Raw genomic sequence first — 18174 nt, 5'->3', positions numbered from 1 at the left:
CGCGGAAAGTGACCGCGCCGGTCTCGCGACGAAGGGAAGCGACTGGGTGAACGCAGGGACGGCCGGGACGGGGCAGGAGAGCCGACTGCTCTGCGGAGGCCGGGAACCGGTCCTTGCCCGGGGTCACGGGGCACGGGCGGCCGTCAGGGCCGCCGAACGCCGTAACCCTACGTGCACCCAAGCCGGGAGAGAACCCTCCCGCACGCCCCGCTCGCCGGACCGCCGGGCGCAGTAGCGTGGAGGGCACCGGGAGTCACCCGTACGCCGGCCCTCCGTCGGTGTCGTTCCCGGCGCACCACGACACCGGGCCGCCGCACGACGGCCCGGGGACAGGGACCGCGACATGAACGCGCCCACCGGTCAACGCGCCTCACCCGAACGGGAACTCCCCTCGTTCCTTCCCCAGGCACGACTCACCCTGCGCCCACCGACCTTCCCGCCCGGCCCGGTGAGCGGCGCCTGGTGGCCCCGCTCCGACGACCTGGCGGCCGAACTGCCCGCTCTCATTGAGGCGTTCGACACATCGTGGGGCCGTGTGACACGCATGACCGCACACCGCGACACCTGGCGGCAGGCACCGTGCGACCTGCCCGTCGACGGTCACACCGTGCGGGCCGCCTGGCTCACATCCGGTTTCGACCCGCACTGCGTCCGGCTCTTCGCCTACGGCGTCGGACGCCGCGACCTGCTCGTCGTCCCGCCCGGGACGACGGAAACCGCGGCTCAGCGGCTGATGAGCGCCGCGGCCGATCCCGCGCACCACCTCACCGCGAGCGCGCTCCTGGCACTGTGAGAGTGAGTTCCAAACACGAAATGGGGCGGAATTATTCCCGGCCCGTCATCGAGCTTGCCGTGCTACTGTCGAATCAGGTTGCAGTTGCAGTTGTGGTTGCCAAAAGGGTTCTTTTTCCGACGGGTTGATCATCACGGCGACACGGAGACCGCATCAGGCGAACTCCGAGCCCGTTCCCCAAGGAGAAATGACATGGCCACAGGCACCGTGAAGTGGTTCAACGCCGAAAAGGGTTTCGGCTTCATCGCGCAGGACGGCGGCGGCGCCGACGTCTTCGCCCACTATTCGAACATTGCCGCTCAGGGCTTCCGCGAACTGCAGGAAGGCCAGAACGTGTCGTTCGACATCGCTCAGGGCCAGAAGGGCCCGACCGCCGAGAACATCGTTCCGGCCTGACACCGGCTCTGACGCATACTTCGCAGCTGGGGCCCGCACCTTGGGGTGCGGGCCCCAGCTCGCTTCTTTTCCAGGGGGATTCACCCCTGTTGTCTTCGGCTCGTTCTCGCGATTCTCTGCGCCGTTCATCGTGCTGCGGGAATTCCTTGGTACGCGCCCGCATCGAGGAAGGTTCCGCATGAACCGAGCACGCCCGTCACGCAGTTCACGCCCCACCCGCACCTACGACCGCTTCGAGGGCTCGGCGGCCGGCCGCTCCGGCACCACCCGGCACCGCCCCAAGACCAAGCCCAAGGGCCACGGCGGTCGACCCTCGGCGCCCGGCGGCGAATTCACGCCGCCGAAGACGATCGAGCCCGCCCTGCCCGCCGTCGAGTCCTTCGCCGAACTCGCCATGCCGGCACCGCTGCTGGCCGCGCTCGGCCACCAGGGGGTGACGGTGCCCTTCCCGATCCAGGCGGCCACCCTGCCGAACTCCCTGGCCGGCCGTGACGTACTCGGCCGGGGCCGTACCGGCTCGGGCAAGACCCTCGCCTTCGGCCTCGCGGTGCTGGCCCGTACGGCGGGCCGACGCGCCGAACCGCGGCAGCCGCTGGCCCTCGTCCTGGTGCCCACCCGCGAACTCGCCCAGCAGGTCACCGACGCCCTCACCCCGTACGCCCGCGCCGTACGGCTGCGCCTGGCCACCGTGGTCGGCGGGATGTCGATCGGCAGGCAGGCGCACGCTCTGCGGGACGGGGCCGAGGTCGTCGTCGCGACGCCGGGACGGCTGAAGGACCTCATCGACCGAGGTGACTGCCGGCTGAGCGACGTCGCCATCACCGTCCTGGACGAGGCCGACCAGATGACCGACATGGGGTTCATGCCCCAGGTCACCGCCCTGCTGGACCAGGTGCGTGACGGCGGGCAGCGCATGCTCTTCTCCGCCACCCTGGACCGCAACGTTGACCTTTTGGTCCGCCGCTACCTGAGTGATCCGGTGGTCCACTCCGTGGACCCGTCGGCGGGCGCCGTCACCACGATGGAGCACCACGTCCTCCATGTGCACGAGGCGGACAAGCACCGCACGACCACCGAGATCGCGGCCCGCGACGGCCGCGTGATCATGTTCCTGGACACCAAGCACGCGGTGGACCGGCTGACCAAGCACCTCCTCGGCAGCGGCGTCCGCGCCGCCGCCCTGCACGGCGGCAGGTCCCAGCCGCAGCGCACCCGGACCCTCGCGCAGTTCAAGGACGGTCACGTCACGGTGCTGGTGGCGACCAACGTCGCGGCGCGCGGCATCCATGTCGACGACCTCGACCTGGTCGTCAACGTGGATCCGCCCGGCGACCACAAGGACTACCTGCACCGGGGCGGCCGTACGGCCCGCGCCGGCGCGTCCGGCAGCGTCGTCACCCTGGTCACCCCGGGCCAGCGCCGTGAAATGGCCCGGCTGATGACCTCGGCCGGCATCGCCCCGACGATCACCGCGGTCCGTTCGGGCGAGGAGGAGCTGACCCGCATCACGGGAGCCAAGGCCCCCTCCGGTGTCCCGGTCGTCATCGCCGCGCCGGCCGCCGAACCCGCCCGCCGGACCACGGCCGGCGCATCGGGTTCCTCCCGGGGCCGCCGGGGACGCACCACCGCTCAGGGACGCACCGCCGCTCAGGGGCGCACCTCTCAGGGGCGGCCCGCGGGCAGGCGCCGCGCCGCGTGACGGGTCCGCGGTCCGCCGTCGCCCCGGCGGCCTGCCCGGAGCCGTCCCGACCAGCACGTCAACCCGTACCGCAGGAGGCAGCCGTGACACCGGTCCAGACCCATCGAAGCCCGATCGCTCGCGACCTGAGGAACAGGGCCGGTCACCCGGACCCCATGGAGCTGCGGGTCGGTGACGACATGACCGTCGAGGTCGCCCTGTCCGTCATGGCGGGTGCCGGGGTGGAGCACCTGCTCCTGTGCGACGCGGACGACACGCGGACCGGCTCGGTCACCCGCGCCGAACTGGTCGTACACCTTGGCAGCTCCGCCTACACGGACCGCGTCCGCCTGCGCGACGTCCTCGGCCGGCCCTCCCCCATGGTCGGCACCCCTTCCTTCCTCCTGTGAGGCATTCATGCGCTGTGTCATCGCCCGCTACCCGTTCGAACTGACCAAGGACGGGGTGCTGGCCACGATGGCGGGTGTCAAGCCCGAGCTGGTCACCGGCGACTCCGTGGCCATCGGCCGCCGCCGCTACCCCGTCATGCAGGTCGGTGAGGTCATCACCCGGCAGGACCGCCGCGACTTCAACGGCGGCGAGGTGACCCGCGCCATGGTCCGCCTCGGCTTCACCTGCCACGCCGGCCCCCGGGCCACACCGCCCCCGTCCGCCGTTTCCCGCAGCCCCCTCCAGGTCGCCTCGGACCTGCTCGGGAGCCCCGACCCGCAGAACGTGTGACGACGACCTCGTGCCGCTTCCCCGCCGGCGCCGAGGTCGCCCGGTCGGGAAGGGCTACGGCAGTGTGTGGCGCAGGACCCGCCCCCACATCGACGCGTACTGCCGGGCCAACGGCCCGGTGACGTACGGCAGTCCGTAGCGGTCGCAGATCTCCCGCAGCCGGGGCGCGATCTCGGCGTAGCGGTTGCTGGGCAGGTCGGGGAAGACGTGGTGCTCGATCTGGTGGCTGAGGTTGCCGCTGAGCAGGTGCAGCAGCCGGCCTCCCTCGATGTTCGCCGAGCCCTGGATCTGCCGCAGATACCACTCCCCCCGGGTCTCGCCCTCGATCTCGTCCTCCGTGAACGTCCTTACGTCACCGGGGAAATGGCCGCAGAAGATGATGGTGTGGGCCCAGACGTTGCGCAGGGCGTTCGCCGTCAGGTTGCCGAGGAGGCAGGGCACGGCGGAGGGGCCGGCCAGCAGCGGGAAGAGGACGTAGTCCTTCGCGAACTGTCCCGCCGCCTTGCGGGCCAGGCCCCCTAGGTCGCCGAGGAAGGACCGCACGCTCTTGCGGCCGGACGGCACCGCGTCCGCCTCCAGGTCGTACAGCGCGATCCCCCATTCGAAGACCGGCGCGAGCAGGGCGGCGTACAGCGGCTGGAGCAGATGTACGGGCTGCCAGGGCTGGTCGGGACTCACCCGCAGAACGGTGTAGCCGAGGTCGCGGTCGCGTCCGACCACGTTGGTGTAGGTGTGGTGCAGGTGGTTGTGGGTGCGTTTCCAGGCGTCGGCGGGGGTGGCGAAGTCCCACTCCCAGGTGGTCGAGTGGATCGCCGGATCGCCCATCCAGTCCCACTGCCCGTGCAGGATGTTGTGGCCGAGCTCCATGTTCTCCAGCGTCTTGGCGACGGCGAGCATGGCGGTGCCGGCCAGCCAGGCGGGCGGCAGGATCGAGACGGTGAGCGCGAGGCGGCCGCCGGCCTCCAGGGAGCGCTGCGCGACGAGGACCGTGTGGATGTAACGGGCGTCGTGCGCGCCTCGCGCCTCGACGACCTCGGAGCGGATGCGGTCGAGTTCGCGGCCCAGTTCGTCGGTGGTGGTTTCGTCGGTGGTGGTGTCGATTTGCTGTTCGGTCACGGCACTTGTGGCCATGAGGAGCCTCCTCGGGAGGTCCTAGATGTCGAGGACGAGCGGCCCTGCGGCGCCGTTGACGCAGGTCTGGATCAACTCGCCCACTTCTCCGTGCAGTTCGCCGGTGCGCAGATCACGGACACGGCCGTCGAGAAGGGGGACGAGACAGCTGTGGCAGATGCCCATGCGGCAACCGTGCGGCATCGTCACACCCGCCCGCTCACCGGCCGCCAGCAGCGGGCCGGACGCCTGCGCGTCGATCTCGATGCCGCTGCGGTCGAAACGAACCCGGCCGCCGGTGGAGAGGGACTGGACGGGCCTCAGCCTGAAGCGTTCCGTGCGCAGCCGTCCGCCCGAGCCGGCGGCGGCCCAGTGGCGTTCGGCCGCCTCCAGCAGCCCCGCGGGGCCGCACACCCACGCCTCCCGCCCCCGCCAGTCGGGGCACAGCGCGGCAATGCGCTCCGGGGTGAGCCGGCCTTCCGCACGCGTGTACGTCAGGACGAGCCGGAGCCAGGGTGAACGGGCCGCCAGCTCGGTCAACTCCTCGCGGAACAGGCACTGTTCGGGATCGGGTGCGCTGTGCAGCAGTACGACGTCGCCGGGTGGCCGGTGGCGTCGAGCGAGAGTCCGGAGGATGCCCGCCACGGGGGTGATCCCGCTGCCCGCCGTCACCAGCAGCATCCGCTCCGGAGGCGGTTCGGGCAGCACGAACTCCCCCTGCGCCGGGCCGAGTCGCAGCACGGTGCCGGGCGGCGTGCGGTGCACGAGGTGCGGGGAGACCCGGCCACGGGGGTCCGCCTTCACGGTGATCGTGAGCGCGGAGTCGCCGGGCCGTGCGGTGATCGAGTACGTACGCCAGTGCCGTACGCCGTCGATCTCCACCCCCACCGGCAGGTACTGCCCGGCCCTGTGTCCGCCCCAGCCCCGGCCCGGCCGGATGGTCAGCGTGGCCGCGGCGGAGCCCTCGGCACGCACCGCGACGACCCGTCCGGCGGGATGCCGGACGGACAGCAGCGGATCGAGCAGGGCCAGGTAGTCATCGGGAGTGAAGGGGCTGGTCAGCGGGGCGACCAGCCGGGACGCGACCGCGAGGACGCGTCCTCCGGTGCGCCCGGCCCACCATCCGGTGAGCCGATCGACGACGGGTGACGGCGGCGGGGAGCTCGGCATGGGCGTCTGGATGCCCTTCTCCTGGGTGCGGTCCTGGGTGCGCTCCTGGATTGCACTCCCGGTGCGTGTCCGGGTCGGGCGTCCCGGTGGGTCTCCGGGGGGGTGGGCTTCCCCGGGGGTGTCCGGGGTCGGGCTTCCCGGTGGGTCTCCGGGCGGCGCGTACGGCGGGCGGCCTTGGGTCCCGCCGGTCGCGGGCGCCGACAGCCCGCCTGCGCCACGGCCGGTTACCCCGCGGCCGGCGAGGCACACCGGGCGGCGGCCCGGAGGACGCGGGCTTTCGGCCACCGGCCGCGCACCACCCGTCGGCCGCGACGCCGAGCCCGCCCGGCGCGACCGCGGTGACCTGCGCGGACGGGCACACCGAGGGGAGCCTGCCGCTCCCCGGAACGACCGAATGACGGCGGCGTGGGGGGCCGACGAGCGGCGGCGGTCTCCGTGCTCCGAGCGCGGCGGTGGGTCAGAGCCTGGCGTCGGCGTCCTGCGCGGAGGCCGCGAACGCCTCGGGGCCCTGCTCCGCCGCCGCCGGGTCCATCCACATGACCTGCCAGCCGTGGCCGTCGAGGTCGAAGAAGCTGCGCGAGTACATGAAGCCGAGGTCCTCGGCGCCGTCCGCCTCGGAGCCGCCCGCCGCGAGCGCGGCGGCGCCGACCCGGTCGACCTCTTCGCGGGACGACACGCTGAAGCAGAAGAGCGCCAGCGCGTGCGTGGTGGGGTCGGCCAGCGGCAGTTTCGAGAACTGCGCGAACTTCTCCCGCGTGAGCAGCATGACGAAGGCGTGCTCGCCGACCAGCATGCAGGCGGCGGTCTCGTCGCTGAACGCCGGGTTGAAGCTGAACCCGAGCCCGGCGAAGAACGCCTTGCTGCGCTCGAGGTCCACGACGGGAAGGTTCACGAACAGCATGCGGCCGGGGTGTACGGGCTGGGTCATGGCTGGTCTCCAGTGGGTGGCTCGATGGCGTACGTCCTGGTAGACCGGGGCGGCCGGCGGAACTCATCGGTGGCCCTCGGAGCGAACCGCCGTCGAGATCAGCCCGTCAGGACACGCAGCGCTCCTGCCAGCAAGAAGACGGACACGATCCCGAAGCTGATCCGCATGGTCGTCAGACTGCGCCAGCGTTTTCCGTACGGCCCGCGCAGTGCTTCCGCCCAGTCCCAGGCCCACACGTCCACCCCGCGGCAACCGCATGCCACCGCCGCGCAGGCTCCGGCCCCGAGCAGCAGGAGCACACCGAGCACTCCCTGAATGATCAACCCCATTGCCCGCCCCCGTCGCTTCTCCGCCCTTCAGCGCGCCCCCTAAGTCTCCCTGAGCCGGTCAGCGACTCCCGAGCGGGCCTCCGCGAGGCCTCGCCGTGCCCGCGCGGGGAAGTCCGCGAATCGTCAGGGTCACGCACAGGACCGCGAGAGGGAGCTCGGCGACGGCCGCCATGGCCAGGGCCGATATGAGATCGGCGCCCGATGACGCCGTGGTCGTGTCGAACCAGGCGTCGGCGAGCAGGAGCGCGGCGGTCGCGGAGGCCGCGAGGGTGCGCCGGGGGTCGCGCCACAGCACCAGCAGGCCCGTGGTCACGAGGCCGACCGCTTCCAAGCCGTCCAGTCCGACCCAGGTCAGGGACTCCCGGGCGCTGTCGACGAGGGCCGGAACACCCGTGGCGAGGACGATCAGCCAGGGCACCAGGGCGAGACCGCAGGCGATGAGGCCGTAGCCGATGCGGGAGCGGGTGCGCTCGTCCATGACAGGGTCCCTGACGGACGCTCCGGTGGGCACGCCGGCGCGGGGCGAGGGGTCGAGGACGGTCATGCGGCGGTCTCCTGGTTCGTCGGACAGCGGCGGCTCAGGTGGTTGCGGTCTCCTTACGTCTCGGTTCCGGGTCGCCCGCGGCCGGTCGTACGAAACCCGGATCCGCGAGGCGGGGGGGTGTGAGGTCGACGTGCCGGGGAGCGGGCGCCGTCGTCATCGTCCCTCCGCGATCTGAGCATTCGCTGTGAGGCCCGTGAGAATGGGCTTCAGGAGCCCTGGGCGCGCGCCGGTGAGAAAGTCTGTCGCGGCGGGGACATATCTCCGGGGCGGGCGGAGTTAGGGTTGTCCGGCGGGTGGGCGATGTGCCGGAGCTTCGGCCGTGTCCGCCCGGATCCCTCTCCGCGTTCCCGAAGACAAGGTGCTATGCCCGCTGACAACGCCCCTGCCCCCGGGAACCTCGACGACGACGACTACCCCGCCTACACCATGGGGCGGGCCGCCGACGTGCTCGGGACCACGCCCGCCTTCCTGCGGGCCGTCGGCGAGGCCGATCTGATCACTCCGCTGCGGTCGGAGGGCGGCCACCGCCGTTACTCCCGGCGGCAGTTGCGGATCGCCGCCCGCGCCCGTGAGCTCGTGGACCAGGGCACGCCCATCGAGGCCGCGTGCCGCATCGTCTCCCTCGAGGACCAGCTCGACGACGCCCGCCGCGTGCACCGGGAAATGCGCCGGAAGCTGGACGAGGGCGACGAGGACAACCCGGATACCTAGTCCGGCCGCTACAGAAATACACGGCACCGCGGAGTGAGAGTTTCCCAGGTGATCCAGAAATCGATGGGGTTGCCGCCCGACCTGTGTTAGCGTGATAGCAGTTGCAGTTTTGGTTGCCAGAGAATTTTTTCTTTGCAGAGCTTTCCGGATCCTTCCGGAGGGGTGATCATCGCGGCGACTCGGACTCCGTAAAGTGCGGTTTCCGGCACTGCCCCTCAAGGGAGATTCAATATGGCATCTGGCACCGTGAAGTGGTTCAACGCGGAAAAGGGCTTCGGCTTCATCGAGCAGGACGGCGGCGGCGCTGACGTGTTCGCCCACTACTCGAACATCGCCACCAGCGGCTTCCGCGAGCTTCAGGAAGGCCAGAAGGTTACCTTCGACGTCACGCAGGGCCAGAAGGGCCCGCAGGCCGAGAACATCGTTCCCGCCTGATCGCTGACGCGACCGCGTGACTGGGGCCCGCACCCGTGGGGTGCGGGCCCCAGGTCGTTGCCTCACGCATTTCCCGGCCGTTTTCCGGCCCATTTTCTTCGGCTCATTCTTGCGATTCCCCGTGCGGCTCCCGCCACGGCCGGAATTCCTCGATGCGCCGCATCGAGGAGGGTTCCTCCATGGACCGCACGCGCCGTGACGGCCGCGCCTCCGGCCGCTTCCGAGGCCAGGAGAAAGGCCGCCAGAGTCATCGTCCGGACACCGGGCGAACCGGTGGCCGACGGGCACACGTCACACCCCGACCGCAGGAGTTCACCCTTCCGGCGACCCTGACCGAGCCACTGCCGCCGGTCGCGACGTTCGCCGAACTGGACATGCCCGCCCGCCTCCTGAGCGCGCTCGACGCCGAGGGGGTGACCGTGCCCTTCCCGATCCAGGCGGCCACCCTGCCGAACGCGCTGGCCGGACGGGACGTGCTGGGCCGCGGACGCACCGGCTCCGGCAAGACTCTCGCCTTCGGCCTGCCCGTGCTGGCCCGGCTCGCCGGGCAGCGGGCCCTGCCCCGGCAGCCGCTCGCGCTCGTCCTCGTGCCCACCCGGGAACTGGCCGGGCAGGTCACCGACGCGCTCGCCCCCTACGCGCGCGCCCTGCGCCTGCGGCTCACCACCGTCGTCGGAGGCGTGTCGATCGGCCGCCAGGCGAGTGCGCTGGGCGGCGGCGCCGAGGTCGTCGTGGCGACGCCCGGCCGGCTCAAGGACCTCATCGAGCGCGGCGACTGCCGGCTGGACCAGGTCGCCGTCACCGTCCTGGACGAGGCCGACCAGATGGCCGACATGGGCTTCCTGCCGCAGGTGACCAACCTGCTCGACCAAGTCGGCCCCGGCGGCCAGCGGTTGCTGTTCTCCGCCACCCTGGACCGCAACATCGACCTCCTGGTCCGGCGCTACCTGCACGACCCCGTCGTGCACTCCGTCGACCCGTCCGCGGGCGCCGTCGCCACCATGGAGCACCACCTGCTGCACGTGCACGACGACGACAAGCGCACCACCGCGACCGAGATCGCCGCCCGCGAGGGCCGGGTGATCATGTTCCTGGACACCAAGCACGCCGCCGACCGGCTGGCCAAGCACCTGCTGTCCGTGGGTGTGCGCGCCTCGGCCCTGCACGGTGGCAAGTCGCAGCCGCAGCGGAACCGGACGCTCGCCCAGTTCAAGGAGGGCCACGTCACGGTCCTGGTCGCGACGAACGTCGCGGCCCGCGGCATCCACGTCGACGACCTCGACCTCGTCGTGAACTTCGACCCTCCGGGCGACCACAAGGACTACCTGCACCGGGGCGGGCGTACGGCCCGGGCCGGCGAGTCCGGCACGGTCGTCACCCTCGTCCTGCCGCACCAGCGGCGCGCGATGGACCGTCTGATGGCCGACGCCGGCATCACCCCGAGCACCACCCGGGTCCGGCCCGGCGAGGCCGAACTGCAGCGCATCACCGGCGCCCGGACGCCCTCCGGGGTGCCCGTCACCGTCACCGCGCCCCCGCCGGCCGGCCGGAGCGAGGGAAGCGGCGCCGGTTCCGGCGGTCGCCGTCGCAGGGGCCGGACCGGCGGCCGGGGCGGGGCCGTAAGGACGGCTGCCCGAGGCCGTGGATCCGCTTCGCGCGGCAACTCGTAGCCCGGTCCGGTCCCCGGGCGCGTCCCGTGGATCGGCGTATCTCCCCAACTCCATGGAGGCATCCATGCGTTGTGTCATCGCCCGCTTCCCCTTCGACCTCACCAAGAACGAGGTCGAGCAGTCGATGAGCGGTAAGGAGCCCGAACCCGTCACCGGGGTGGCCGTCACCATCGGCGGCCGCGTCTTCCCGGTGATGCAGGTCGGGGAAGTGATCACCCGGCAGAGCCGCCGCGACTTCACCTCGGGCGAGATGCGCCGGGCCCTGACCCGCCTCGGCTTCACCTGCCACGACGCCGCGCCGAGCACTCCGACCGAGACCCCGCGCCCCGACGGCGACGTCCTGGGCTGGTGACGGCGCGCGCAGGTGATGCGCGCAATGCCGTGTGGACACCGCAGGATGTGGCACCCGTGAACGGGCGGGCCGTACACCTGAACCAGGTCCCGCCGGGGCGGTTCGGCCAGGAGCCGCGGCGCGCGGGAGCGTACGGCCCGTACCGAACGGCCGTCCGGACCGAGTGGGCTCAGGGCCGGTAGACCATGCCCGGCTTCGGCTTGGCGGGCGCGAGCAGCTGCGAGACCGTGACGATGGTGTAGCCGCGCTGCCTGAGTGCCTTGAGGATGCCGGGGACGGCGGGCACGGTGCCCTTGTGCAGGTCGTGCAGCAGGATGATGCCGTCGCGATGGGTCTGTTCGAGCACCCGCTTGGTGATCAGGGCCGAGTCGGTGGTCTCGTAGTCCTTGGCCGTGACGCTCCACAGCACCTGTGCCAGGCCCAGCTCCCGGCAGATCTTGGCCACGTCGCGGTCGGTGCGGCCCTGCGGCGGGCGCATCAGGACCGGCTTGGTGCCGGTGATCCTCTCGATGGCGTCCTGGGTGCTGCTCAGTTCGTGCCGGGCGTCGGCCGTGTCGATCTCCGTCAGGACCTTGTGGTTCCAGGTGTGGTTGCCGATCTCGTCGCCCTCGTCCCTGATGCGGCGGACGATCTGCGGGTACTTGGCGATGTGCCCCTTGCCCTGCAGGAAGAACGTCGCGTGCAGGTGCTCCCGCTTCAGGATGTCCAGAAGCCCGGGGGTGGTCGGGCTGGGGCCGCCGTCGAAGGTCAGGGCCACGCACTTCGCCTTGCGGCAGTCGACGGACCCGGGTACCGAACCGGACGCCTTGCTCCGGGCGGCGCGCGGCGAGGTGTGGTCGTAGGTGGTGACCGTCAGGGCCACGATCACGACGACGGTCAGGACGACGGTCGCGGCCGTGGCGAGGGCGATGAAGAGACGTGACGGTCTTATTCGAGCGTATTTCGACACAGCAGAGCTCCCCCTGGAAAAGACATTTCCGACGTCGACCGTCGTTGACCGTCACCGTTGGTTATTGATGGCTTTTCCGCTCGTCAGGTTCATCCGCGCTCGAAATATGGCCGGGAGACGACGCCTCGCGGGTGTGCCGGGGCGGCGACAACTCCGGTGCCGCCGCGCGCCGACACAGGATGTCGGGCTAGGCTCCCGAGGCATGAAGCGCCCTGACGACCTGCTCCTCGCGATCGCCGCGATGGTGGAGTCGCAGCACAACAGTCAGATGTCCTTGACCGTGGTGACCCCGGGAGCCGTCATCACCGGACGGCTCGCCCCGGAGGCCCTGTGGAAGGAACGCGTGGCCGAGGTCCTGCGGGACTCCGAGCACCTGGGGCGGTTCGCCGCCGCGTTCACCCCGCCCAAGGACGACGGTGACGACCCGCCGGACGACGGTGAACGCGGCGACCCCACCCACCTCCACTTCCATGTCGCCCGCATCCTCCAGGGCAGTTACGGCATCCCCGACACGGGCGGCATGTACCGCGTCGCGCTGGAGGACGTGAGCGCCTGGACCATCGGGGACATCGGCTACTCGGACCGGTGAGCCACCGGCCTCCCTCCTCCCTCCGTCACCAGTTCAGGGCGTCGTCCATGGTGGACTGCCAGTACGAGACGCGGATCGAGTCGTCGACGTAGACGCCCTTGGCGGGCAGCGACGGGCGGGCGGCGGTCGTGCCGTCGTTGAAGTAGACCTCCAGCGACTTGGCCGTGTAGCCGTTGGAGCCGCTGCCGTCCGCGGAGGAGAGCAGGACGCTCGCGTAGCCCGACTCGCCGGGCGCCAGCGTGACCACCGCCTGCGGCTTGGAGGCCTCGAAGACCGGCGGGACGGCCTGGGCCTCGCCGAAGCGGGGCGCCGGGTAGCCGATCAGGTTGCAGTTCTTCGAGCCGGTGTTGGTGACGGTGAGGAGCACGTGGTTCAGCGGGCGGGAGACCACCGTGGCGGTCGTCCGGGTGGTGGAGGTGGAGCAGCGGGTGCGCGTGGGACCGGGGTCCTCGGCACCCGAGCCGCCCGCCGAGCCCTTGGCACCGGTGGAGCCGGAGGAGTTCCTGGAAGCCGAGGAGTTCTTCCCGGTCGACGAGTTCTTGGCGGCCGTGGAGTTCCCTGAGGACGAGGAGCCCTTGGAACCCGGTACGGACGTGGACGTGCCCGTCGCCGACGCGGTCGCGGACCCCGCGGACGACGCCCCTTCGTCGTGGACGCCCTCTCCGTCCTGGCACGCCGTCAGCGTGAGTGCGGCGGCCGCCAGCGCGGCGGCGGTGAGCAGACGGGCGCGGCCGGTGCGGCGAGTACGTGCTGACATGTGATCCCCCATGTGTTGTACGGGTGTTGGCACGGGCCGCTCGACCGGGTGCCGGGAGCGGCGTGCTTGGATGGCCCAAGGTTGTGCGGCGATCCGTCCCGCCCGCCAGGACTGCCGGGACATCCGGGACGCTGGAACGCTCGCAACGGCCCTGAACTGGGGGAATGACCTCCCCCTGGAACGCGGGGACGGAACGCGGGGAGAGGGAGGAACGGTGGCGGGGGACGAGTTCTCGCAGCTGCTGGGGCGGTTGAAGGAGCGGTCCGGGCTCAGCTACGGCGTGCTCGGCAAGCGGCTGCACACGAGTGCGTCCACGCTTCACCGGTACGTCAACGGGGACGCCGTACCGACCGACTACGCGCCCGTGGAACGGTTCGCGCGGGCGTGCCGGGCGACGCCCGAGGAACTGGTCGAGCTGCACCGGCAGTGGATCCTCGCGGATGCCCGGCGCCGCGAGCAGCGGGCGGCCGCGGCCGAGGCGACGGAGACCGGTACGGGCGGCGGGGGCGGGACCGAGACCCCGAGCGGCATCGACGCCGTGGAAGCAGGCGCAGACAGCGACTCGGGAACCCACGGCGGCTCCGCCCCCAGCGACGACTCCGAGCCGATCGGCGAGCGGGCGCCCCTGGCCGAGAAGCCCCTCTCGCGGCGGCGCCGTACCGTCGTGTTCGCCGGAGCCGCCGTGGTCGCCGCCGTCGTGTCGGCGGCGCTCGTCGTGAGTCTCGTGCCCGGCAAGGGAGACGACGACCGGGGCGGGCGGCGGTCCGTGGGGGCGGCCGGCGCCGAGTCCGGCGGCGCGCGTCCCAGCGCCTCCCCGTCGGCCGGGAGCGGGTCGGCCTCGCCGTCGGCCTCGCGCGGCGGGACACCCACGGCCTCCGTGTCCGCCTCCCGAAGCGGTGGCCTGGGGGCGGCCCCGGAAGCCGGGGCGCGGGACGGGGCCACCGCGCCCACCGTCGCCGTGAACCCGTACAAGTGGGAAGACCAGTGCAGCCAGCACTACCTGTTGAACCGGCAGCCCGAGCAGGTCCCTCCACCGCCCGGCGAACCGGACGCGCGCGGGTGGGTCAGCGCGCTCGGCGGGGTGCCCGGCGGGGAGCAGATGCTCGCGCTGACCGTGCAGGGCACCGGGAAGGCCACCGTCGTCCTGGAAGCGCTGCACGTCCGGGTGGTGGACAAGAGCGCTCCCCTCGCGTGGAACGACTTCGCGATGGGCGTCGGATGCGGCGGCGGCGTACGGACGGCGGCCTTCGGGGTGGACCTCGACGCCGGGCGGCCCGCACTCTCCCCGAAGAACGGTCAGCGCGACTTCCCCTACAAGGTGAGCGAGTCCGATCCCGAGGTGTTCTACGTCTTCGCGGACGCGCGGGCGCACAACGTGAGCTGGTACCTGGAGCTGGACTGGTCCAGCGGTGACCGGCAGGGCACCGTGCGCGTCGACGACCGCGGCCGGCCGTTCCGCACGAGCGGGAACGTGGGCCGGCCCGCGTACACCCACCCGCTCGGCTCCTCGGAGTGGGGGCGGGACGAGGTGAACCCGGACATTCCCGGCTGACGCTCCGTCCCCGCGGAACGGGCGCGCTCACACACCTCCGATTGAAACCGTTCAATGAGCAAGTCAATCGTGACGCAACGATTGACCCAAGCACCGCACGGCTCTACGGTACCCACGCCTCTCCGTTCTGAATCGATTCATCCCTTCCGTTGTGTGAGTGAGGAGTCGTAGTGATCAGCAGGAGGAACATTCTCGCGACCGCCGCCGCCACCGTCGTGGCGGCGGCGGTCGACGCGGTACCGGCGGCGGCCCGGCCCGCATCCCGGGCTGCCGGGGCAAGCGCGCCGCGCGTCGCCGCGCCGACCGTGGAGTACGTCCGGCACCCCCTCGGCCTCGACGTCCCACGCCCCCGGCTGAGCTGGCCGCTGGTGTCCGACGGGACGGACGTGCGGCAGAGCGCCTACCAGGTCCGGGTGGCCACCGACGCGTCGCTGCTGCCGTCCCGTCCGGACGTCTGGGACAGCGGCAGGGTCACGTCCGCCGAGTCCGTGCTCGTGCCGTACGCGGGACCCGAACTCCGGCCCCGCACCCGCTACTTCTGGTCCGTACGCGTGTGGGACGGCGACGGCCGGGCCTCCGGGTGGAGCGCGCCCTCGTGGTGGGAGACCGGGCTCATGACGACGGGACGGTGGGCCGCCGACTGGATCTCCGCACCGGCGAGTCTCACGGACGCGCCGTCCTTCGAGGGCGGCTCCTGGATCTGGTTCCCCGAGGGGGATGCCACGGTCGGCGTGCCGGCGGCGACCCGCTGGTTCCGCCGTACCGTCGCCCTGCCCGCCGGCATCACCGCGGCGACGCTCGCCATCACCGCCGACAACGTGTACGCCGTCTCCGTGAACGGGGTCGAGGTGGCCCGCACCGACCTCGACACCGACCACGACGACTGGCGCCGGCCGGCCGTGATCGACGTGCTCGACCGGGTGCGCGCCGGACAGGACAACGTTGTCGCCGTCTCGGCCACCAACGCCACCGAGGGCCCGGCCGGGCTCCTCGCCGTCCTCGTCGTGCGCACCGCCTCCGGCGAGGAGAAGGTCTTCACCGACGGGGCATGGAAGACCACGGACCACGAACCGCCCACGGGATGGCGGGAATCGGGCTTCGACGACGGCGGCTGGCCCGCGGCCCGGGTGGCGGCCGCCTGGGGCGGCGGACCGTGGGGACGGGTCGTCCCGGTGTCGTACGCCGTCACGCGACTGCGCCACGAGTTCACGCTGCCGCGCCGGAAGGTGGCCCGCGCGCGGCTGTACGCCACCGCGCTCGGCCTGTACGAGGCCCACCTCAACGGCGGCCGCGTGGGCCGCGACCAGCTCGCCCCCGGCTGGACGGACTACCGCACCCGCGTGCAGTACCAGACCCACGACGTCACCGCCCTGCTGCGGCCCGGCGCGAACGCGATCGGGGTGTACCTGGCCCCCGGCTGGTACGCGGGCAACGTCGGCATGTTCGGGCCCGGGCAGTACGGACAACACCCGGCGTTCCTCGCCCAGTTGGAGGTGGAGTACGCCGACGGGACGAGCGAGCGCGTCACGTCCGGCACCGACTGGCGGGCCGCCGCCGGGCCGATCGTGGCCGCCGACCTGCTGAACGGCGAGACGTACGACGCCCGCAAGGAGACGCCCGGCTGGACCTTGCCCGGCTTCGACGACGGCGGCTGGCTCGCCGTGCGCGGCGAGGGAGACGTCGGGCCCGGCCTGATCGTCGCGCAGGTGGACGGCCCGGTGCGCGTGGAGCGGGAGCTGACGCCGAAGGCGGTGACCCGACCGAAGCCGGGCGTCTTCGTCTTCGACTTCGGGCAGAACATGGTCGGCTCGGTACGGCTGCGGGTCTCGGGCGCCGCCGGGACGACCGTCCGGCTCAGACACGCCGAGGTGCTCAACCCGGACGGCACCGTCTACACCGCGAACCTGCGCAGCGCGGCGGCCACCGACACCTACACCTGCAAGGGGAGCGGGGAGGAGGTCTACGAGCCGCGCTTCACCTTCCACGGGTTCCGCTACGTCGAGGTCACCGGGTTCCCCGGCACGCCCTCCGCGCGGGCCGTCACCGGACGCGTGATGCACACGGACGCGCCCTTCACCCTCGACTTCGAGACCGACGTGCCGATGCTCAACCAGCTGCACAGCAACATCACCTGGGGACAGCGCGGCAACTTCCTGTCCGTCCCCACCGACACCCCGGCGCGTGACGAGCGGCTGGGCTGGACCGGGGACATCAACGTCTTCGCGCCGACGGCCGCCTACACGATGGAGTCGGCCCGCTTCCTGTCCAAGTGGCTCGTCGACCTGCGGGACTCCCGGACCGCGGCGGGCTCGTTCACCGACGTGGCGCCGATGGTCGGCACCGTCGGCAACGGCACCGCCGGCTGGGGCGACGCGGGCGTCACCGTCCCCTGGGCGCTCTACCAGGCCTACGGCGACCGGCGGGTCCTGGAGGACGCCTGGCCGTCGGTGCGGACCTGGCTGGCCTACCTGGAGCAGCACAGCGACCGGCTGCTGCGTCCGGCCGAGGGCTACGGCGACTGGCTCAACGTCGACGACGAGACACCCAAGGACGTCATCGCCACCGCGTACTTCGCGCACAGCGCCGACCTCGCGGCCCGGATGGCCGAGGCGCTCGGCGAGGACCCCGCTCCCTACAGCGGCCTGTTCGGGCGGATCCGTACGGCCTTCCAGAGCGCCTACGTCTCCTCCGACGGCAGGGTGAAGGGCGACACGCAGACGGCGTACGTCCTCGCGCTGTCGATGGACCTGCTGCCGGAGGCGGTGCGGAAGGCGGCGGCCGACCGGCTCGTCGCGCTGATCGAGGCCCGGGACTGGCATCTGTCGACCGGGTTCCTCGGCACGCCGCGTCTGCTGCCCGTCCTGACCGACACCGGGCACACGGACGTCGCCCACCGCCTGTTGGCACAGCGGTCCTTCCCCAGCTGGGGCTACCAGATCGACAAGGGCTCCACGACGATGTGGGAACGCTGGGACTCCGTCCGGCCCGACGGCAGCTTCCAGGACCCGGCCATGAACTCCTTCAACCACTACGCCTACGGCTCGGTCGGCGAGTGGATGTACGCCAACATCGCCGGCATCGCGGCGGGCCGGCCCGGCTACCGCGAGATCGTCGTGCGGCCCCGCCCCGGAGGCGGCGTCACCTCCGCCCGCGCCCGGTTCGACTCGGTCTACGGCCCCGTCGCCACCCGCTGGCGGCAGCGGGACGGGCACTTCACCCTCACCTGCGAGGTGCCGCCCAACACGACCGCCGAGGTGTGGATCCCGGCGTCCTCCGCACGAGCGGTGACGCGAGCCGAGGGGAGGTTCCTGCGCCAGGAGGACGGCAGCGCGGTCTACCGGGTCGGCTCCGGCACGCACCGCTTCGCGGTCTGAGGGGAACTCTCCAGGGAACCTGGACCGGTCAGGGGCCGGGGGGACGCCCCGGTCCCGGCCGGTGGTTCAGGCCGCCGTGCCCAGGTCCGCCCGTGC

The 18174-nt window shown here is 72.0% G+C and carries 19 protein-coding genes; 12 read left to right on the top strand and 7 right to left on the bottom strand.

Going from position 1 to position 18174, the window contains the following annotated elements; translation table 11 throughout:
* Nucleotides 1-343: 343 nt before the first annotated feature.
* The 5 genes from ACIGDI_RS32570 to ACIGDI_RS32550 all read left to right on the top strand — a co-directional run bounded on the left by ACIGDI_RS32570 (nt 344) and on the right by ACIGDI_RS32550 (nt 3608).
* On the top strand, nt 344-793 hold the full coding sequence (locus tag ACIGDI_RS32570) for a DUF5994 family protein (protein ID WP_399904189.1): 450 nt from the start codon (nt 344-346) through the stop codon (nt 791-793).
* 192 nt (nt 794-985) lie between these two features.
* On the top strand, nt 986-1189 hold the full coding sequence (locus ACIGDI_RS32565) for a cold-shock protein (protein ID WP_399904186.1): 204 nt from the start codon (nt 986-988) through the stop codon (nt 1187-1189).
* Between the two features lie 178 nt (nt 1190-1367).
* Entirely contained in the window at nt 1368-2888 is a 1521-nt protein-coding gene (locus tag ACIGDI_RS32560; protein WP_399904183.1) for a DEAD/DEAH box helicase, read from the top strand.
* Nucleotides 2889-2971: 83 nt separating this feature from the next.
* Complete coding sequence (locus ACIGDI_RS32555) at nt 2972-3277, top strand: CBS domain-containing protein (RefSeq protein WP_399904180.1); 306 nt, start codon at nt 2972-2974, stop codon at nt 3275-3277.
* Between the two features lie 7 nt (nt 3278-3284).
* On the top strand, nt 3285-3608 hold the full coding sequence (locus tag ACIGDI_RS32550) for an SCO5918 family protein (protein WP_399904177.1): 324 nt from the start codon (nt 3285-3287) through the stop codon (nt 3606-3608).
* A gap of 54 nt (nt 3609-3662) precedes the next feature.
* Here the strand turns inward: ACIGDI_RS32550 and ACIGDI_RS32545 are convergent, their stop codons facing one another.
* The 5 genes from ACIGDI_RS32545 to ACIGDI_RS32525 form a co-directional block, all read right to left on the bottom strand.
* Nucleotides 3663-4739 carry a fatty acid desaturase family protein gene (locus tag ACIGDI_RS32545; RefSeq protein ID WP_399904174.1) on the bottom strand — a complete coding sequence of 359 codons (1077 nt, stop codon included), beginning with the start codon at nt 4737-4739 and terminating at the stop codon, nt 3663-3665.
* A 21-nt stretch (nt 4740-4760) separates the two neighbouring features.
* The gene (locus ACIGDI_RS32540) at nt 4761-5888 is read right to left on the bottom strand and encodes a ferredoxin reductase (protein ID WP_399904172.1); all 1128 of its coding nucleotides are present in this window, start codon (nt 5886-5888) and stop codon (nt 4761-4763) included.
* A gap of 457 nt (nt 5889-6345) precedes the next feature.
* The gene (locus ACIGDI_RS32535; RefSeq protein WP_399904169.1) at nt 6346-6816 is read right to left on the bottom strand and encodes a VOC family protein; all 471 of its coding nucleotides are present in this window, start codon (nt 6814-6816) and stop codon (nt 6346-6348) included.
* Between the two features lie 98 nt (nt 6817-6914).
* Nucleotides 6915-7124: a hypothetical protein gene (locus tag ACIGDI_RS32530; RefSeq protein WP_399904166.1), complete on the bottom strand. Its 210-nt coding sequence runs from the start codon at nt 7122-7124 to the stop codon at nt 6915-6917.
* Between the two features lie 79 nt (nt 7125-7203).
* A complete protein-coding gene (locus tag ACIGDI_RS32525; RefSeq protein WP_399904163.1) occupies nt 7204-7689 on the bottom strand; it encodes a hypothetical protein in 486 nt (161 codons plus the stop codon).
* Between the two features lie 363 nt (nt 7690-8052).
* Between ACIGDI_RS32525 and ACIGDI_RS32520 the strand changes: the two genes are divergently transcribed.
* From ACIGDI_RS32520 to ACIGDI_RS32505, 4 genes are all read left to right on the top strand, one after another.
* Nucleotides 8053-8400 carry a MerR family transcriptional regulator gene (locus ACIGDI_RS32520; protein ID WP_399904161.1) on the top strand — a complete coding sequence of 116 codons (348 nt, stop codon included), beginning with the start codon at nt 8053-8055 and terminating at the stop codon, nt 8398-8400.
* A 231-nt stretch (nt 8401-8631) separates the two neighbouring features.
* Nucleotides 8632-8835, top strand: coding sequence for a cold-shock protein (locus ACIGDI_RS32515; RefSeq protein WP_007383480.1), 204 nt, complete (start codon nt 8632-8634; stop codon nt 8833-8835).
* Between the two features lie 179 nt (nt 8836-9014).
* Complete coding sequence (locus ACIGDI_RS32510; protein WP_399904157.1) at nt 9015-10505, top strand: DEAD/DEAH box helicase; 1491 nt, start codon at nt 9015-9017, stop codon at nt 10503-10505.
* 64 nt (nt 10506-10569) lie between these two features.
* Entirely contained in the window at nt 10570-10857 is a 288-nt protein-coding gene (locus tag ACIGDI_RS32505; RefSeq protein ID WP_399904154.1) for an SCO5918 family protein, read from the top strand.
* A 169-nt stretch (nt 10858-11026) separates the two neighbouring features.
* On the opposite strand, the gene ACIGDI_RS32500 is transcribed toward ACIGDI_RS32505, so the two are convergent.
* Nucleotides 11027-11806: a polysaccharide deacetylase family protein gene (locus ACIGDI_RS32500; RefSeq protein ID WP_399904152.1), complete on the bottom strand. Its 780-nt coding sequence runs from the start codon at nt 11804-11806 to the stop codon at nt 11027-11029.
* 202 nt (nt 11807-12008) lie between these two features.
* Here ACIGDI_RS32500 and ACIGDI_RS32495 point away from each other — a divergent pair, with 202 nt between their 5' ends.
* The gene (locus ACIGDI_RS32495; protein WP_399904149.1) at nt 12009-12395 is read left to right on the top strand and encodes a hypothetical protein; all 387 of its coding nucleotides are present in this window, start codon (nt 12009-12011) and stop codon (nt 12393-12395) included.
* A 25-nt stretch (nt 12396-12420) separates the two neighbouring features.
* Here the strand turns inward: ACIGDI_RS32495 and ACIGDI_RS32490 are convergent, their stop codons facing one another.
* Nucleotides 12421-13152 carry a DUF4232 domain-containing protein gene (locus tag ACIGDI_RS32490; protein ID WP_399904147.1) on the bottom strand — a complete coding sequence of 244 codons (732 nt, stop codon included), beginning with the start codon at nt 13150-13152 and terminating at the stop codon, nt 12421-12423.
* A gap of 214 nt (nt 13153-13366) precedes the next feature.
* On the opposite strand from ACIGDI_RS32490, the gene ACIGDI_RS32485 reads away from it, so the two are divergent.
* Together ACIGDI_RS32485 and ACIGDI_RS32480 are read left to right on the top strand one after the other, a co-directional pair.
* Entirely contained in the window at nt 13367-14704 is a 1338-nt protein-coding gene (locus tag ACIGDI_RS32485; protein WP_399904144.1) for a helix-turn-helix domain-containing protein, read from the top strand.
* Between the two features lie 170 nt (nt 14705-14874).
* Nucleotides 14875-18078 carry an alpha-L-rhamnosidase gene (locus ACIGDI_RS32480; protein ID WP_399904141.1) on the top strand — a complete coding sequence of 1068 codons (3204 nt, stop codon included), beginning with the start codon at nt 14875-14877 and terminating at the stop codon, nt 18076-18078.
* The last annotated feature ends 96 nt before the right edge of the window (nt 18079-18174 follow it).

Origin of the sequence: Streptomyces sp. NPDC085900 (genome assembly GCF_044540925.1) — a bacterium.
Classification (GTDB): domain Bacteria; phylum Actinomycetota; class Actinomycetes; order Streptomycetales; family Streptomycetaceae; genus Streptomyces; species Streptomyces gilvifuscus.
Note: the sequence above shows the minus strand (reverse complement) of the source record. Positions and strands in the feature narration are given on the sequence as shown.

Bases quoted from the DNA above. Each gene is read 5' to 3' on its own strand.
- ACIGDI_RS32570 (WP_399904189.1), top strand. From the start codon at position 344: ATGAACGCGCCCACCGGTCAACGCGCCTCACCCGAACGGGAACTCCCC.
- ACIGDI_RS32565 (WP_399904186.1), top strand. From the start codon at position 986: ATGGCCACAGGCACCGTGAAGTGGTTCAACGCCGAAAAGGGTTTCGGC.
- ACIGDI_RS32560 (WP_399904183.1), top strand. From the start codon at position 1,368: ATGAACCGAGCACGCCCGTCACGCAGTTCACGCCCCACCCGCACCTAC.
- ACIGDI_RS32550 (WP_399904177.1), top strand. From the start codon at position 3,285: ATGCGCTGTGTCATCGCCCGCTACCCGTTCGAACTGACCAAGGACGGG.
- ACIGDI_RS32545 (WP_399904174.1), bottom strand. From the start codon at position 4,739: ATGGCCACAAGTGCCGTGACCGAACAGCAAATCGACACCACCACCGAC.
- ACIGDI_RS32540 (WP_399904172.1), bottom strand. From the start codon at position 5,888: ATGCCGAGCTCCCCGCCGCCGTCACCCGTCGTCGATCGGCTCACCGGA.
- ACIGDI_RS32535 (WP_399904169.1), bottom strand. From the start codon at position 6,816: ATGACCCAGCCCGTACACCCCGGCCGCATGCTGTTCGTGAACCTTCCC.
- ACIGDI_RS32525 (WP_399904163.1), bottom strand. From the start codon at position 7,689: ATGACCGTCCTCGACCCCTCGCCCCGCGCCGGCGTGCCCACCGGAGCG.
- ACIGDI_RS32520 (WP_399904161.1), top strand. From the start codon at position 8,053: ATGCCCGCTGACAACGCCCCTGCCCCCGGGAACCTCGACGACGACGAC.
- ACIGDI_RS32515 (WP_007383480.1), top strand. From the start codon at position 8,632: ATGGCATCTGGCACCGTGAAGTGGTTCAACGCGGAAAAGGGCTTCGGC.
- ACIGDI_RS32510 (WP_399904157.1), top strand. From the start codon at position 9,015: ATGGACCGCACGCGCCGTGACGGCCGCGCCTCCGGCCGCTTCCGAGGC.
- ACIGDI_RS32505 (WP_399904154.1), top strand. From the start codon at position 10,570: ATGCGTTGTGTCATCGCCCGCTTCCCCTTCGACCTCACCAAGAACGAG.
- ACIGDI_RS32495 (WP_399904149.1), top strand. From the start codon at position 12,009: ATGAAGCGCCCTGACGACCTGCTCCTCGCGATCGCCGCGATGGTGGAG.
- ACIGDI_RS32490 (WP_399904147.1), bottom strand. From the start codon at position 13,152: ATGTCAGCACGTACTCGCCGCACCGGCCGCGCCCGTCTGCTCACCGCC.